The organism is Rheinheimera sp. 1928-s (assembly GCF_029269265.1).
Lineage (GTDB): Bacteria > Pseudomonadota > Gammaproteobacteria > Enterobacterales > Alteromonadaceae > Pararheinheimera.
In genome coordinates this window covers 183,226-197,688 of record NZ_JARIXP010000001.1, presented here as the reverse complement: position 1 = coordinate 197,688, position 14,463 = coordinate 183,226, and the positions used below count along the sequence as shown (strand labels likewise).

At 46.1% G+C, this 14,463-nt stretch carries 16 protein-coding genes and 1 riboswitch; of the genes, 5 read left to right on the top strand and 11 right to left on the bottom strand.

Translation table 11 applies throughout. The annotated features are described in order from the left end of the window. Positions 1-49: 49 nt before the first annotated feature. Entirely contained in the window at positions 50-1,624 is a 1,575-nt protein-coding gene (nhaB, locus tag P3C17_RS00850; RefSeq protein WP_300927680.1) for a sodium/proton antiporter NhaB, read from the bottom strand. A gap of 430 nt (positions 1,625-2,054) precedes the next feature. Between nhaB and P3C17_RS00845 the strand changes: the two genes are divergently transcribed. After that, complete coding sequence (locus tag P3C17_RS00845; RefSeq protein WP_127019812.1) at positions 2,055-2,237, top strand: helix-turn-helix domain-containing protein; 183 nt, start codon at positions 2,055-2,057, stop codon at positions 2,235-2,237. Positions 2,238-2,241: 4 nt separating this feature from the next. Here the strand turns inward: P3C17_RS00845 and P3C17_RS00840 are convergent, their stop codons facing one another. From P3C17_RS00840 to mgtE, 5 genes are all read right to left on the bottom strand, one after another. Beyond that, a complete protein-coding gene (locus tag P3C17_RS00840) occupies positions 2,242-3,135 on the bottom strand; it encodes a phosphotransferase (RefSeq protein WP_300927679.1) in 894 nt (297 codons plus the stop codon). After that, positions 3,090-3,716, bottom strand: coding sequence for a nicotinamide riboside transporter PnuC (gene pnuC / locus P3C17_RS00835; RefSeq protein WP_300927678.1), 627 nt, complete (start codon positions 3,714-3,716; stop codon positions 3,090-3,092). The genes P3C17_RS00840 and pnuC overlap by 46 nt, the downstream gene beginning before the upstream one ends. Continuing rightward, the gene (locus P3C17_RS00830; RefSeq protein WP_300927677.1) at positions 3,713-3,961 is read right to left on the bottom strand and encodes a YkoF family thiamine/hydroxymethylpyrimidine-binding protein; all 249 of its coding nucleotides are present in this window, start codon (positions 3,959-3,961) and stop codon (positions 3,713-3,715) included. The genes pnuC and P3C17_RS00830 overlap by 4 nt, the downstream gene beginning before the upstream one ends. A 10-nt stretch (positions 3,962-3,971) precedes the next feature. Further along, complete coding sequence (locus tag P3C17_RS00825; protein WP_300927676.1) at positions 3,972-6,062, bottom strand: TonB-dependent receptor; 2,091 nt, start codon at positions 6,060-6,062, stop codon at positions 3,972-3,974. A 43-nt stretch (positions 6,063-6,105) separates the two neighbouring features. Then, positions 6,106-6,205, bottom strand: a riboswitch (TPP riboswitch). Between the two features lie 71 nt (positions 6,206-6,276). After that, on the bottom strand, positions 6,277-7,626 hold the full coding sequence (mgtE, locus tag P3C17_RS00820; RefSeq protein ID WP_300927675.1) for a magnesium transporter: 1,350 nt from the start codon (positions 7,624-7,626) through the stop codon (positions 6,277-6,279). A gap of 290 nt (positions 7,627-7,916) precedes the next feature. On the opposite strand from mgtE, the gene P3C17_RS00815 reads away from it, so the two are divergent. The 4 genes from P3C17_RS00815 to P3C17_RS00800 all read left to right on the top strand — a co-directional run bounded on the left by P3C17_RS00815 (position 7,917) and on the right by P3C17_RS00800 (position 11,745). Continuing rightward, the gene (locus tag P3C17_RS00815) at positions 7,917-8,732 is read left to right on the top strand and encodes a DUF432 domain-containing protein (RefSeq protein WP_300927674.1); all 816 of its coding nucleotides are present in this window, start codon (positions 7,917-7,919) and stop codon (positions 8,730-8,732) included. Next, positions 8,729-9,565 (top strand): mechanosensitive ion channel family protein, encoded by an 837-nt coding sequence (locus P3C17_RS00810; RefSeq protein WP_300927673.1) that lies wholly within the window; start codon positions 8,729-8,731, stop codon positions 9,563-9,565. Before P3C17_RS00815 ends, P3C17_RS00810 begins: the two co-directional genes overlap by 4 nt. An 87-nt stretch (positions 9,566-9,652) precedes the next feature. Beyond that, positions 9,653-9,970, top strand: coding sequence for a hypothetical protein (locus tag P3C17_RS00805; protein WP_300927672.1), 318 nt, complete (start codon positions 9,653-9,655; stop codon positions 9,968-9,970). Between the two features lie 98 nt (positions 9,971-10,068). Then, positions 10,069-11,745, top strand: coding sequence for a BamA/TamA family outer membrane protein (locus tag P3C17_RS00800; RefSeq protein WP_300927671.1), 1,677 nt, complete (start codon positions 10,069-10,071; stop codon positions 11,743-11,745). Here the strand turns inward: P3C17_RS00800 and mutM are convergent. The 5 genes from mutM to radC form a co-directional block, all read right to left on the bottom strand. Further along, the gene (mutM, locus tag P3C17_RS00795) at positions 11,742-12,557 is read right to left on the bottom strand and encodes a bifunctional DNA-formamidopyrimidine glycosylase/DNA-(apurinic or apyrimidinic site) lyase (protein WP_300927670.1); all 816 of its coding nucleotides are present in this window, start codon (positions 12,555-12,557) and stop codon (positions 11,742-11,744) included. The genes P3C17_RS00800 and mutM overlap by 4 nt on opposite strands. Positions 12,558-12,564: 7 nt before the next feature. After that, positions 12,565-13,035: a hypothetical protein gene (locus P3C17_RS00790; protein ID WP_300927669.1), complete on the bottom strand. Its 471-nt coding sequence runs from the start codon at positions 13,033-13,035 to the stop codon at positions 12,565-12,567. 128 nt (positions 13,036-13,163) lie between these two features. Next, entirely contained in the window at positions 13,164-13,319 is a 156-nt protein-coding gene (gene rpmG, locus P3C17_RS00785) for a 50S ribosomal protein L33 (protein ID WP_008219722.1), read from the bottom strand. Positions 13,320-13,330: 11 nt separating this feature from the next. Beyond that, positions 13,331-13,567, bottom strand: coding sequence for a 50S ribosomal protein L28 (gene rpmB, locus P3C17_RS00780; RefSeq protein WP_300927668.1), 237 nt, complete (start codon positions 13,565-13,567; stop codon positions 13,331-13,333). 166 nt (positions 13,568-13,733) lie between these two features. Further along, positions 13,734-14,408, bottom strand: a complete 675-nt coding sequence (gene radC, locus P3C17_RS00775; RefSeq protein ID WP_300927667.1) for a DNA repair protein RadC — start codon at positions 14,406-14,408, stop codon at positions 13,734-13,736. Positions 14,409-14,463: the final 55 nt, after the last annotated feature.

The window sequence follows — 14,463 nt, the reverse complement described above, 5'->3', positions numbered from 1 at the left end:
GGGGGTAAAAATATGGATCAGAGGAATTAGACCTCTGATCCATAACAACTTAATGTCCGCCAACTACTGTAGCAGCAGCCGCTGCCGCATCATAAGGCTGGATCCAACCTGCTGCGTAGAGCCAATGAATCACTTCAGGCAACAGGAAAGTCGTACTTAACAGCCCTACTACTGCCAGCACTATGGTGTAAGGCACAGCCATCCAGACCATTTTCATATAGGACAAGCGAATAAGCGGAGCTAATGCACTGGTCAGCAGGAACAAAAATGCAGCCTGACCATTAGGTGTAGCTACACTCGGCAAGTTTGTTCCGGCATTAATAGCGATAGCAAGCATTTCAAACTGCTCCCGACTAATGTCGCCGGCCTGCCAGGCTGCTTTAACTTCATTGATATAGACGGTGCCGACAAACACATTGTCACTGACCATAGACAATAAGCCGTTGGCCAGAAACAATACTGACGTTTGTTGCTGCCCATCAAAGGTTAAAACAAAATCAATCACAGGTTTAAATAAGTGCTGGTCGATAATAACGGCGACCACGGCAAAAAACACCACCAATAAAGAGGTAAAAGGCAGGGCTTCCTGAAAGGCTTTACCTATAGCGTGCTCATCTGTTACACCACAAAAAGTAGTGGCCAGAATAATCACCATTAAACCAATTAAACCCACAGAAGCGAGATGCAAACTTAAGCACAGGATCAGCAGAACGGAAATAACACTTTGCACCCATAACTTGCTGATATCCGAAGCCGTCATACGCTCAGTCTGATAGTTATCATAGGCAATCAGCACATCCTGCACCGCTACAGGCAAACGCACACCAAAATCAAATAAGCGGAATTTCTCCAGCACTACAGTCGTAATCAAACCGGCTATCAGCACAGGAATACTGACAGCAGCCATGCGTAATGCAAACTCGCCAAAGCCCCAGCCGACAGCTTCGGCAATAATCAGGTTTTGTGGCTCACCCACCATAGTAGAAACACCACCTAAAGCGGTTCCCACCCCGGCATGCATCAGTAAATTACGCAAAAAACCACGGAAAGCATCTAAATCTGCACGGGACAACTCTGCGACTTCATGATCTTCATTATGATTGTGAGGGTCAGGAAACTTTTTGCCCGAGGATATTTTGTGGTAAATAGCATAAAAACCTATACCCACAGCAATAATAACGGCGACTACAGTTAAAGCATCAAGGAATGCCGATAAAAAAGCCGCCATACAAACAAATGCCAAAGATAATAATGTTTTGGAACGCACCCGGATCAACAGCTTGGTAAAGACAAATAACAGCAAGTCTTTGACAAAGTGAATGCCGGCCACCATAAAGACCAGCAATAAAATCACTTCAATATTAACTTCAATTTCATGCATCACTTTGGTGGTACTGGTCATACCTATCGCAATAGCCTGTAGCACCAGCAAGCCACCAGGCTGCAACGGATAACACTTCAGCGCCATAGCCAGAGTGAAGATAAACTCCACCACTAAAACCCAACCCGCTAAATAAGGGTTTTGTAAAAACAATAGAGGATTAATAAACAAAAACGCGATGATAGACAGTTTGTACCAGTTGGGTGCCTGCCCAAGAAAATTATTGTACAAGGCTAATGACATGCCGGATGCTTTCATAATGATTACTCAGGTTCGGATTGTTGCGCGTTGGATTTAGGTTTTGTTATTTACCATAGTTCAAATCTGTGTAATGGTGATGACAACTACACAAAAATTATTAGGTAGTTCAGTTTGTTATACCCAGTGCCCTTGTTTTTGTCCAGACAGACAACAGGAACAAAGAGACTAAAACAATAAACAAAAAGACCAACCCCGGCTTTGCCACTAAATCTGACTAAAAACTCAATTTTGCCGACGAAATACAATGTCCTGGACGTAAAACAAAGAAAACTCAAAAAAAACACAAATTTCACAGCGCATCAGTTGTCACACCGGAAAAAAGTAAGTAAAACATCAGTGCTTGTTAAACTTTATTCACTAAAATAAAAATATCAGCTTAAATTAATTCAAATAATTACTGCAGGAACTCATTATGGCAATACTCAACGTTGCAGAAGTCGCCGCCTTTTTAGGTATTCAGGAGATCCGTGTTGAACGTCTGGCACGCGAAAATCTGTTGGTTGCAAATGGCAAGGACGAACAAGGCAAACCAGTGTTCGATGAGGAAGATGTAAAACGTTACAAAATTCTGGCCGAGCGTTTAGGCGGACTTTAAAACCCTAAGCTTGAACAAGCCGCAGTAACAGCTGATAGCAGTCTGCTGCGGCTTGTTTGTATCTGGGATCCTGATTGTCCAGTTCTTCCTGCCAGTACCACAACCAGCAAAAGCCTGAATACACTATTTTCGCCAGCGCCACTTTTTCCAGTAACTGCACGCTGCAAGCCGAACCTCTGGCTGCTCTGTAACTATCCAGTAGTTGCTGTTGTTCGGTGTCTGACAAGTCAAACTGCACCATGATTGCCACTAAATCAAAGACCACATCAGCCAACTGGCAGTATTCAAAATCAATCAGCCACAATTTCTGTTGCCAAAGCAACAAATTTTGCTGGTGCAAATCCATATGACACAAGCCAATGTCCGCCTGAAAATACTGTAAATCGCGGGCAGCGTTGATTAATGGCAACCAGATTTTCTGAGCTTGATCCGTCCAATGCGGTTCCAGCTGAGTTTTTAGTTGCTGCAAATACAGCCAGGGATCCAGCACAGCGGTTTGCACTGGCAACTGATGTAACGTGGCCAGCTTGTTAGCTAAGGCCGGAATACTCTGCCGGACATAGGCTACGGAAGGGCTTTGAGCTTCTGGTAAAAATTCGGTGATCAACATACGTTGATGGTTATTCAGGCACAAAGGAGCTGGCGCTAAGCCTGCAGCTGCGGCCGCATGCTGACACCTTAGTTCCTGCTGACGACAAACGCCCAGCACCGAAGGGCCATAGTGGCGCAACACATAATGGCCTCTGTTGGTTTGCACCTGATAAGAGCTGGTTCTTTTACCTTGCGTCAGTTGCGTTAACAACAACGGCTGGTGATCAGCAAAAAACTCCAGTTGCTGGCATAAATGCCAGATCAGGCGGGGTTGATCTGCTGTTGTTGCTGATAACTGCTGCGCCATACAAAAAATCCGATCAATGCAATAATGGTATAGAGTACAAAAAGTGCCGTCGTAAAATACAGATGTTTTTGTATATACACATAAATACAGATGGCATCGATCACCACCCAATACAACCAGTTGGACACCACTTTACGTGCCACCAGATAGGTCGTCATCACGCTAAAGGCCGTCGTTTGCGCATCTATGTAAGCAAAATCTGCATGAGTGTACTGATCCATCAGATAACCCAACAGCAATCCACAGAGCGCTGTACCACCAATTAAATTCAGATGAGTCCCTGCCGACCATTCGGTCATCCCCGACTGTCCAGCAGGTAGTTGTAGCTGTTGTTGCCGCCAGCTGTACCAGCCATACAACGCCATACCTGCGTAATACACCTGCAGTAAGGCATCAGATAGCAACGCCGAATGCCACATAATATGGGTGTACAACAAAGTGCTGAGTAAAGCGGCAGGCCAGCACCATAAGCTTTGCTTCATCGCCAGCAGCACATAAGCCAGCGCCAGCAAAGTAGCGGCAAGCTCGAGCTGAGTCAGCGTTTGCCAGCCACTAAATACCTGTTGCCACTCTTGTGTCATGGTCGTAAATCACCATGCAGAAATTTCACCACAAACACCACTTTGCCATAGGTCTCAAAAGACCAGCGAATGCCTTGCTGTAACAACGCCATCACTTCGTCGTAATCACCAAACACCTGAGTGCTTAATGTATTGGTGATCACCAGTACATTTGGATTGCTGTTCAGCAATTCGATAAAACCTTTTATAGGCTCTATATAGTCACTGGTTAGTGGGTACTTACTGATTTCAATAGATAATTTCATGATTCACCTTTTAAAACTGATAGCTGGCGGTGAAACCTATACGGCGCGGTTCACCCAATTGTTCATAGGTATGAGGCTCGTAACCATCCCGTGGATCGTTGCCAAAATAAAAGCCCCGCACTCCGTATTCTTCATCCAATGCATTGCGGCTCCATAAAGCCAGCTGAACTTGATCCCACTGGTACTGCAAACGTAAATTCACTAAGTGCATTTGCTCTGAACGCGCGTCGTGACTGTCGGAATAATAAAAAGCGGCTTTGCTTTGCACGCCCAGATTAAAACTCAGATCAGTAGTCAGTAACCACTCACTGTTGACACTGTATTGGTAGTGCGGCGCATGGGCCTGATCACGACCGGTTTTATCTACACCCTCTTCAGTGATAAAACCACGGATTTCACTTTCAAGCCAGGCGGCATTGGCGAATAAAGTCCAGCTGTCCGTCAGTTGAACACGGCTTTCCAGCTCCAGTCCATGATTGCGGCCTGAAGCGGCGTTATCAATAAAACCGACAAAAGACTGATCTCGTGTTACCCAGCTATTCACCTGCATATCATCACGCCACATGGCAAATAGCGCCACTCGACTGACAATAGTCTGATCGGCAGAACTGCCTTTGACACCAAACTCAGCATTCCATAAGGTTTCAGGTGAAAAATTAGCTTTGCTGTTTAAGTACTCAGAAAGCTCATCCACGCCACTGCCCAGCGCTTTACCAAGAGCTTCACCGTTAACACCACCGGCTTTGTAACCTCGTGAACCCAACAGATACAAACTGGTTGAATCCGTCAGCGCTAAGCTTAAACTTAGTTTTCCGCCCCACATCAGTTCGTCGTTTTGCTGGGTGATGCCATTGCTGTCGCTGTACTCATCATCATAACGCTCAGCCCTGGCGCCGGAAGTTAAACTCCAGCCATCGCCTAAATCTGTCGACCACTGCCCAAATACCGCCATATTCTGGCGTTTAAAATCACTGAAAAACTGTGCGGCCTGCCATAAATCCCAGTTCCAGAACTGGCGCTCCAGCTCAGTTTTTTGACCACTGGCATACCAGCCAAGCACCCAATCCTTTTGATCTTTGCCTAAAAAGCGTTGCTCGAGACTCCACTGATCACGTACTCGTAAATAGCGGTCTTCAGTGGCATAGCCATCAGGATGAATACCTTCATAACTCCAGTCTTCATCAAAACCATAGTCAGTGTCAGCTGTCAGGCCACTTAATTGCGTATAGACATTAGCCCAATCAAAGCCCTGATAATCGGCTTTTATTGCTAAAGCCCGGCTTTGTTGTAAGTCCTGGCCAGGCTTATCCGATAAGGTGGTGCGGTTACGATCCAGTGAAAACGCATCGTAGCCATTGTGAATATCGCGGTAGTGAGCAATGAAATCCAGTGTCAGTTCTTTGTTTGCCAGATAACGCAGCGCAGCACGGGCCGAGGTTTCGTCAATATGGTTGGTATCGTCACGGTTTAAAAAGATATTGTCGATAAAACCATCTGAGCTTTGATGATCGACAGCCAGCCGATAAGCCCACTGCTCGTTTATCGCATTGCTGTATGCGCCAGCTAGTTGATAACTATCGTAATTTGCCAGGGTGGCATTGAGCTGACCTTCGCCGTCAAAGCTGGGGGCATTGGAGGTTAAATTCAGCATACCGGCCATCGCATTGGCACCAAAACGAGTTGCTTCCGGGCCACGAAAAATTTCAACTTGCTGCACATCAGCTAAAGAGCTGACACCTAAAGCTGAATAATCAATGCCGTCAATCAGCACGCCCACTGAAGGATTGATACTGTCGACAAATTCACTGCGCTCGCCTATACCACGAATTTGTAAAAAACGGCCACGGGACGCACCAGCTGAAAAGTTCACGTTGGCGGCTTGTTGCAATACATCATCTAAATGCTGGGCGTTCTGACGGCTGATATCCTGCTGACTCAATACCAGAATACTGCCGGGTAGCTTTTGCAGTTGCTCTTGACGGAAATCGCCCTGCACCAGAATGCGTTCAACAGCCTGTTCGGACACAGGGTTCTCTTCAGCACTCACAGTTGTGGATAACGCGGCCAGAATGGCCAAAGACAAACAGGAAACTCGAGACATATGATTCTACTCCATATCAAAAAGTAGGATCACCAAAGCAAAAGGAATACAGAAGTACCATCCCTCCGCCGGTATGATCCGGATCAGGTTCGAAGGGTTCGCGTTTGACGGCGTCTCAGCTAAAAGCACCCCTTGGTTCGCGGCGGAGTGTAACGGCTTTTTTTCAGACAGGCAATTGCCAGATCTGTAACTTTATACAGATCTGGCTTACGAATTAAACCAAAGCAGGTAAATACCAGCTGGCAATAGAGAAATAAATCACGACGCCAGCCACATCGGCGATAGACGTAATAAGAGGTCCGCTGGCGGTTGCAGGGTCCATACCAAAACGGCTGAGTAAAAAAGGTAAAGATAAGCCAACTAAACTGCCCACCAGCACCACAATCAGCATGGTGGCAGCCACCACTAACGCTATGTCCAGCCCGCCACGCCAGTAGCCCAGCGCGTAGACAGCAACAGCCATAGTCATACCTAATAAACCAGCCACCAGTACTTCTTTACCCAACATCTTGCCCCAGTGTCGTAGTTTAATGTCGCCAGTCGCTAAAGCCCGCACCATTAAAGTGCCAGCCTGAGCACCGGCGTTACCGCTACTGGCAATCAGTAATGGCAGGAAAAATAGCAGAGCTATATGGTCAGAAATAATCTGCTCAAAGGCCGCTAAACCTGCGCCTGAGAAGATATTGCCAAACACCAGCACCACCAGCCAGACCACACGTTTGCGGTATAACAAACTGATTTTGGCATCTCTGACACTGCCTTCCAGCTTGCCTATAGTGGCGGTTTTGTGAAAGTCTTCAGTGGCTTCAGCGGCGGCTACGTCCATTGCATCATCGTGAGTGACAATACCAACTAACTGACCTTGCGCATTGACCACCGGAATAGCTATTAAGTCATATTTAGCCACGAGCGTGGCCACTTCTTCCTGCGCCGTATCGACTTTGACATGAATAGGATCATGTTTCATCACGTCATCAACCAACGCATAAGTCGGCGCCAGAATTAATTCACGTAACGACAAAGCCCCAATTAAAGTGCGGTCTTGATCCACCACGTACGACAAGTAAATGGTTTCTTTATCCGGCGCTTCGTTACGAAGCACTTCAATAGCCTGCGCAGCGGTTAAGTCTGGCGATAGCATGGCGTAATCTGAGCTCATAATGGCACCTGCAGTGCCTTCTGAATACGCAGATAAACTTAATACATCATCGCGCTCTGCCTGAGCCAAGGCAGGTAACAAAGCTTGTTTTTGTGCATCCGACAACTGGTTAAATAAGTCAGCTCGTTCATCCGACGACATCTGCCGGATCACGGGCATAAAATCCTGCCGACTGACATTATGGGCCAGCTCTACCTGTTGGTCTTCAGGTAAATAACTGAACACGTCCGCTTGTGTGCTTAACGGAAAACAGCTTAACAGTTGCCACACATGCTCTGTGGAAAACTCAGCCAAAGCGCCCGCTAAGTCGGCGGCGTGAGTATCAGCCAAACGAACAGACAACACAGATAAATCGCCGCTCTCAAGAGCCGCACGTAATGTATGGATCAGAACTAAGGGTTCCATGTTTTCACCTCGAACTACGGGCCGTAGTCGCAAGGTCAGGACAAACCAGCGGTCTACAGCAAAACTACAATGCTAAGTTATGTATCAGGCTAGGCCTGTGACTGGGAAGGTCCATAAAAACGGAACTCTCCTTTCTTTTCATGATTAGGCAGGAATATCAGCTTAACTTATTGCTGATACAGTAAAAAACGAGCATCATTTTACTCCTGTAACCACTTAACCTCAACTTAATAGCGGTCATTAGTGCGCGATTAAATTCTGCCCGTACTCTTTCGCTGCAAGGATTGTGCATGTTTGCTGAAAATCAGGCGCTGTGGTGGCAACCCCAAACGCTGCTGAATGAACAAAGCTGTAAAATTTTGCTTGGGCCTTTACAGATTTTTTTACAGCGTAATGCCGGAGAATGGCGGCTTGCTACAGAATTATTGACACAAGCAGAGCATCAGCATGTGGAATCGCAACTGCTAACCCAGTGGCCACAACATCGTCAGGCCAGCCGCTTTGTCTTTGAAAATGAGCCCCTGCAGTTTTGTCTGAAGCCAGTGCTGGCAGACCGACCTGTGGTAGTTAAAACTCACCAGCCTGTTTATGTACCGCCTGGTGAACAAGTTACTTTTTATATCAGCAGCCCGGTCAGTATTCGTATCGAGTTACAGCAGCCCAATTTATTGCTGCAGGAAGTACAGACCCAGCGCTTATCCGATACCTGGTTTGGTCCCGATACACAAATAGGTGAACTTTGTTATGCCGATAAAACTCAGGCCAGACACAGCAAAGAAGAACTGCCAAAACGAGTGCATAAAGCCGTTACCCCTGTCACAGTCAAAAATAATTCAAGCCAGATGATGAGTATTGAAAAACTCAGCTTACCTGTACCTTATTTATCCTTGTATGGTCTTGCCGATGGCAGCTTATGGACAGATCAAGTACTGTTGGATCATCATGACGACGCAGAGCTGAGTCGATTACAAATCAGTAAAAAAATGCCCGCAGGGTCAGATGGTGCTGAGCGCCTTGCAAAACCGCGTTTGTATATGGAAAAACACGGCTTGTTCCGTGCCTTTAGTGATTTATTTGCTCATGCTGCCAGCAGAGGTTCTTTATGATCGACCTGGTCATTAACTATTTAGATTCCGACAAGTTTTTCTCTTTGCTGCAGGCAAGCCTGTTATTTTCAGTCGGCTTTTTAGCGGCCAGCTTATTATCCCGCGCCACTTTTAAAATCTGCTTAAAACGCTTTAGCCCGCATCACGCCAGTTTAAGCCGCCGCCTGGTGTACTGGCTGGTGTTAGCCTTGTTTATTGCCAGCGGTTTAAAACAGTTGGGTTTTAACTTAGGTGTATTGCTCGGAGCTGCCGGTGTTTTATCCGTCGCCATAGGTTTTGCGTCTCAAACCTCAGTGTCGAATCTGATTAGTGGCTTATTTTTAATTGGCGAACGGCCTTTTCAGATTGGCGACACCATTCGGGTAGGCGACACCACAGGCGAAATTTTGTCGATTGACCTGCTTTCCGTTAAATTACGTACCTTCGATAACCTTTTTGTTCGCATACCAAATGAAAGCTTGATCAAAACTGAAGTAACCAACTTAACCCGCTTTCCTATCCGACGACTGGATTTAAAAATTGGGGTGTCATACAAAGAAAACATCAGTCAGGTTCGGCAGGTGCTGCTTCAGGTTGCCGAACAAAATCCGCTAAGCCTGGATGAACCCAATCCTGTATTTCAGTTTTTAAGTTTTGCTGATTCTTCCCTGGATTTACAATTCTCTGTCTGGACCAGGAAAGAAAATTACCGGGAACTGCGTACTTCGTTGCTGGAAGAAATCAAAGTAGCTTTTGATCTGCAAGGTATAGAGATCCCCTTCCCACAACGTGATCTTAACCTGAGTAAAGACACTGTAGCCTTGTTGCAGCAAAACAGACATGACAAAACCTGAGGATAAACTGGCAAAGCGCTGAAACTGTCCTAGAGTTAATTTGGCTTACCTAACTCTTTGGTAAGTGTAGTTAAATCAAGGACTCATATGAGAAATATAAATAAAATCTGTGTTGCGTTACTTTGCTTGGGAACAACTTTTGCCACTGTAGCTGAAGAAGAAGTGATTTATTCAACTGAAGGTTACTGTGTATTGGCCAATGAAGATGTTGATAGCCGAATGTTAGAGGCTTACGCCAAAAAGCTTGGAGATGCTCCCTCTAAAAAAGTCTGTAACGCCTTTAAAGAAGTAGTAGCTGAAACACGACCAAAAGCATGGGATTACCCTATGGGAAAACCTTATCCAGGTAGTGCCATCCGCCTTTCTAAAAAGCAGATTGAAGCTATCAAAGCTGCTGCAAAATAAACCAGTTTTACTGTTGCGGACTGAGAACGATAGTGTTCTCAGTCTTTTCTGCTACCTCTTGCTGTAAATTGTGTCATGATAAAACTCAATCAACAGAAATGGATATTGTAGTGTTATCGATGCTGATGATGTATAGCCGTATTTTACGTCCGACAAAAACCGCAGCTTTTGCTGTTTCTTCACTATTGTTCAGCAGTCATGTGCTGGCATCTGACTTATGTACAGAAGTAACTCAAACCACTGATTTTAGTGCCTATCAGGGGCAAACTATTTCGCAAGTGCGTTTTATCCGCAACGATGTCTTTGATTTGGAACAGCCTAATACCTACTGGTTTCATCGCTTAGCTAATCGTACTCATATGATTACGACTGAAGAAACCTTGCTGGAAGATGTGCTGTTTAAAACCGGTGAGCCACTGGATGCCGAAAGTCTGGCAGAAACCGAACGTTTATTAAGAACCAGAGGCTATTTACGTAAAGTAGAAGTTCGGGTGAGTCATCAGTGCCCGGATCAACAAGTTATAGTCACAGTCCACAGCTGGGATAACTGGTCGCTTTTACCAAAAGTATCCTTGAGTCGGGAAGGCGGAGAAAGTCGTTCTACCTTTGGTTTGGCGGAAGATAACCTGTTTGGTAGCGGTAATCAGGTGAATCTGGATTACGAGCACGACAGTGAGCGTACCAGTTACCTGCTCAATTTCCGTTCGCCGAATATGTTTGGCAGCCACTGGGGTTTAAATACCCGTTACGCTGAAAAATCAGATGGTGAATCTTATTTAATCGCCATCGAAAAGCCGTTTTATCGCCTGCATGCGCCCTGGTCTTTTGCCTTAACTCTGGATCAGGACAGTCAGGATATTAACGAGTATCTGTTAGGTGACGAAGCCAACGAATATCAAAAACAAAAAAAATACTTTGAGGTTCAGGGCGGCCTGAAACTATTCTCTGCGGATAATTGGGTACAACGGGTTTTTATCGGCGCAACCCACAACGAAGTGCAATTCAAAGAAACACAGGATACTTTGTTTGGCATTCCGGAAAGACGCGACTTATCGCAATTTTGGCTGGCATGGCAATACCTGCAATCCAACTACCGTCAGATGTTTAATATTTACCAATTTAACAGGGTTGAAGATATTAATCTGGGTTGGCAGGCCGATGTAAAACTGGCTTATCTGACGCCGGTGCTGGGCGCAGACGATCATGGCTGGCAAGTGAAGGCATCTGCGTATAAAGCAACTGAACTCACAGTGGATAACTATCTGCTGACGTCAATGTCAGCCAGTCAGCTGGAACAGGCAGAACTGAGCCAAACCTTGCTGAAAAGTCATTTAATGTGGGTCCACAAATTGGATCCACAGCATAGCCTGGTGGGCCAACTGACGTATCAATATGGTAATGACTTATTCCGTGATGAGCGTTTAAGTTTGGGTGGAGATACTGGATTGCGGGCTTTCCCGTTGTATTATCAAACAGGTGAACGTTTAGCCCTTGCAACCATGGAATATCGTTACTACAGCAATTTATCCATAGCGCAGATTTTTGATGTAGGCTACGCCACTTTTGCTGATGTCGGCCGCACCTGGGGTGACAATCCGGATTTACCTGGCAGTTCAGGTGATCAAACCTTATATGGCATAGGTGCCGGTATACGTTTGCTGTCCAGCCACAGCAGCCGTGGCACCATGATCCATATCGACCTGACCAAAGCTTATGGCGGTGATAACGACTTATCCGGAGTAGAGTGGCGAGTGTTAGCTAAAAGTAGTTTCTAGTGCTCATTTTGGCATTGTGGGCAATAGACTGTGCTGCGCTGACCTAAACGTATTTCTTTCAGTTCAGTCTGGCAGCTGAAACACTCCTCACCACCCCGGCCATAGACCAACAATTGCTGGGCAAAATAGCCCGGCTTGCCATCGGTTTGGCTAAAGTCTTTCAGCGTTGTACCGCCTTGGGTAATAGCTTTGGCCAAAATTTGTTTCACCACCTGCGCCAGCAATTCAGCTTGTTCTGCTGTCAGTTGATTAGCAGGCATTTTTGGATGAATACCGGCCTGAAACAAAGCTTCATTGGCATAAATATTCCCTACCCCAACCACCACATGATTATCCATCAACACCAATTTGATCGCGCTGCTGCGTTTTTGGCAGGCGGCCAGCAACATAGCCCCGTGGAAATCCCCCAGCAAAGGTTCAGGCCCTAAGTTCGCCATCAGTGTATGCATAGTGTCTTTTGGCTGCCAAAGCACAGCACCAAAGCGTCTGGTGTCGTTTAATCTCAGCACTAAGCCATTACTCAAGTGAATATCTACATGATCATGCTTTCCGGCAGGCGTCACTGCAGGTACTACTTTCAAATGCCCAGACATGCCAAGGTGGATAATCAATTCGCCGTCCGGCAAATGGATTAACAGGTATTTAGCTCGTCTTGTGACATCAAGCACTGGCTGCTGGCTAATCTGCAGTACTTCATCTGGAATCAACCAACGCAACTGACGTTGCCGTACTACGACTTTTTCGATACGTTGCTGCTGCAAATGGGGGCAGATACCTAAACGGGAGACTTCTACTTCTGGTAATTCTGGCATAACACCCTCAACGTAAAACGGCTGGAAATAATAAGTCGGCCTGGCCTGCTGGCAAGCGGTACCACAATTCTGCATCAACGGCGTTCAGCCAATGATACTCACCAGCCTGATACAACTGCCAGTGCTGCTGTGCCGGTTTGCCGGTCAGCCAGACTGATACTTCGGTGATCAGCACAGGGTTGACTGGATTTAACGGTGACTGGTCCGGCAAAGCCGCTTGTTGCCACTGCAGCAATAAAACCGTTAATTCTTCGTCGGTAAGCACCGCAGGTTGCACACGCCAGTTTGGCCCGGCCCGCTCAATCTGATGCTGTGGAAAATGCAAAGCTAGTAGTGTCTGATTTGCAGAAACAAGTTGCGGCTGAGGTTCGTTGCGCCCTTGCTTAAAGTATTCAGGCAAACCAATAAACAGGGCGATTAAAATCACCACTGTATAAATCATGACGTTATTCCAGCCTTTTTGACTTAAACGGATCATAAAGATAAAAACCGAGACAGAAGAAAAACAGCAGTGTAAACCAGAGACAGGCGGAACAACCAGAAGAAATACAGAGGGCTAAAGCGCAGATAAAAAAAACCCGACTTGCGTCGGGTTTTTAAGTTCAATTACTTGATTTTCGCTTCTTTGAAAATCACGTGCTTACGCACTTTAGGATCGAACTTTTTGATTTCCATTTTTTCCGGCATGGTGCGTTTGTTCTTCGTAGTTGTATAGAAGAAGCCAGTACCAGCAGAAGAAACTAAACGAATTTTATCGCGCATAATTTAATTCCTTAAACCTTCTGACCTTTAGCACGCAAATCGGCTAAAACAGTATCGATGCCTTTTTTGTCGATAATACGCATACCACGAGTGGAAGTACGTAAAGTCACAAAACGGTTTTCGCTTTCAACCCAGAAACGGTGAGTTTGCAGGTTAGGCAGGAAACGGCGCTTAGTTGCGTTGTTGGCGTGTGAACGACGGTTACCTACCATCGGACCCTTACCAGTGATTTGGCACACTCTAGACATGTCAATGTTTCTCCAAAATTACTTCAGCTCGAGCTTCGTTCATCCTTCTGGCCAAGAAGAATGCCCCGGATTTCTGAAAGGGCGCAATTTATACACGAAAGCCTGATCAAATTCAAGCAAATCTGTACGGTTCAGGCGATCGTTTGCACATCCAAACTTCAGACCTTTATAGCCAGCCGCGTTCCGCAAAGGAAATAACCTCTGCATCACCTACCACAAAATGATCCAGCAACTTAATGTCGACCAGAGACATGGCTTGAGTCAGGCGTTCCGTTATAACCCGATCGGCACGGCTCGGCTCTGCAACTCCGGATGGATGATTGTGAGCCAAAATAACGGCGGCGGCATTATGCGCTAAAGCACTCTGAACTACAATACGCGGATACACAGGAGATGCGTCAATAGTGCCGAAAAATAACGGCTCGGCGCAAATTAGCCGATGTTGGCTGTCTAAATACAGCAACATAAAAACTTCGCGTTTTTGCGCCGCTAAACTTTGCTGCAGATAACGCTTCACCATAGCGGGTTCGGTAAACACTGTATCGCGTTGCAGGCTTTGCACTAAATAACGTCGGCTTAGCTCCATAACCGCCTGTAATTGCACATATTTTGCCTGACCTAAACCATGGCCTTTGCAAAAGTCAGCCTGGCTTGCAGCTAATAAAGGCCGCAGGCCACCAAACTGATGCAATAAAGTGCGGGACAATTCCACCGCATCCATACCGGCCACACCAGTACGTAAAAAAATAGCCAGCAATTCGCCGTCCGATAAATGTTCTGCGCCATGCGCCAGCAGTTTTTCTCTTGGCCTTTCACCTTCAGGCCAGCTTTTGATACTCATCTTCGCCTCCTTGAGTTTTTGTTTTCCTTCATCTTTCCGTGTTATCTTAACGCCA

Excerpts from the sequence above, each read along its gene's own strand:
- mutM (WP_300927670.1), bottom strand. The coding sequence starts at position 12,557 with ATGCCAGAATTACCAGAAGTAGAAGTCTCCCGTTTAGGTATCTGCCCC.
- P3C17_RS00810 (WP_300927673.1), top strand. The coding sequence starts at position 8,729 with ATGATCGACCTGGTCATTAACTATTTAGATTCCGACAAGTTTTTCTCT.
- mgtE (WP_300927675.1), bottom strand. The coding sequence starts at position 7,626 with ATGGAACCCTTAGTTCTGATCCATACATTACGTGCGGCTCTTGAGAGC.
- P3C17_RS00840 (WP_300927679.1), bottom strand. The coding sequence starts at position 3,135 with ATGGCGCAGCAGTTATCAGCAACAACAGCAGATCAACCCCGCCTGATC.
- P3C17_RS00815 (WP_300927674.1), top strand. The coding sequence starts at position 7,917 with ATGTTTGCTGAAAATCAGGCGCTGTGGTGGCAACCCCAAACGCTGCTG.
- nhaB (WP_300927680.1), bottom strand. The coding sequence starts at position 1,624 with ATGTCATTAGCCTTGTACAATAATTTTCTTGGGCAGGCACCCAACTGG.
- pnuC (WP_300927678.1), bottom strand. The coding sequence starts at position 3,716 with ATGACACAAGAGTGGCAACAGGTATTTAGTGGCTGGCAAACGCTGACT.
- radC (WP_300927667.1), bottom strand. The coding sequence starts at position 14,408 with ATGAGTATCAAAAGCTGGCCTGAAGGTGAAAGGCCAAGAGAAAAACTG.
- P3C17_RS00790 (WP_300927669.1), bottom strand. The coding sequence starts at position 13,035 with ATGATCCGTTTAAGTCAAAAAGGCTGGAATAACGTCATGATTTATACA.
- P3C17_RS00830 (WP_300927677.1), bottom strand. The coding sequence starts at position 3,961 with ATGAAATTATCTATTGAAATCAGTAAGTACCCACTAACCAGTGACTAT.
- rpmG (WP_008219722.1), bottom strand. The coding sequence starts at position 13,319 with ATGCGCGATAAAATTCGTTTAGTTTCTTCTGCTGGTACTGGCTTCTTC.
- P3C17_RS00800 (WP_300927671.1), top strand. The coding sequence starts at position 10,069 with ATGGATATTGTAGTGTTATCGATGCTGATGATGTATAGCCGTATTTTA.
- rpmB (WP_300927668.1), bottom strand. The coding sequence starts at position 13,567 with ATGTCTAGAGTGTGCCAAATCACTGGTAAGGGTCCGATGGTAGGTAAC.
- P3C17_RS00845 (WP_127019812.1), top strand. The coding sequence starts at position 2,055 with ATGGCAATACTCAACGTTGCAGAAGTCGCCGCCTTTTTAGGTATTCAG.
- P3C17_RS00805 (WP_300927672.1), top strand. The coding sequence starts at position 9,653 with ATGAGAAATATAAATAAAATCTGTGTTGCGTTACTTTGCTTGGGAACA.
- P3C17_RS00825 (WP_300927676.1), bottom strand. The coding sequence starts at position 6,062 with ATGTCTCGAGTTTCCTGTTTGTCTTTGGCCATTCTGGCCGCGTTATCC.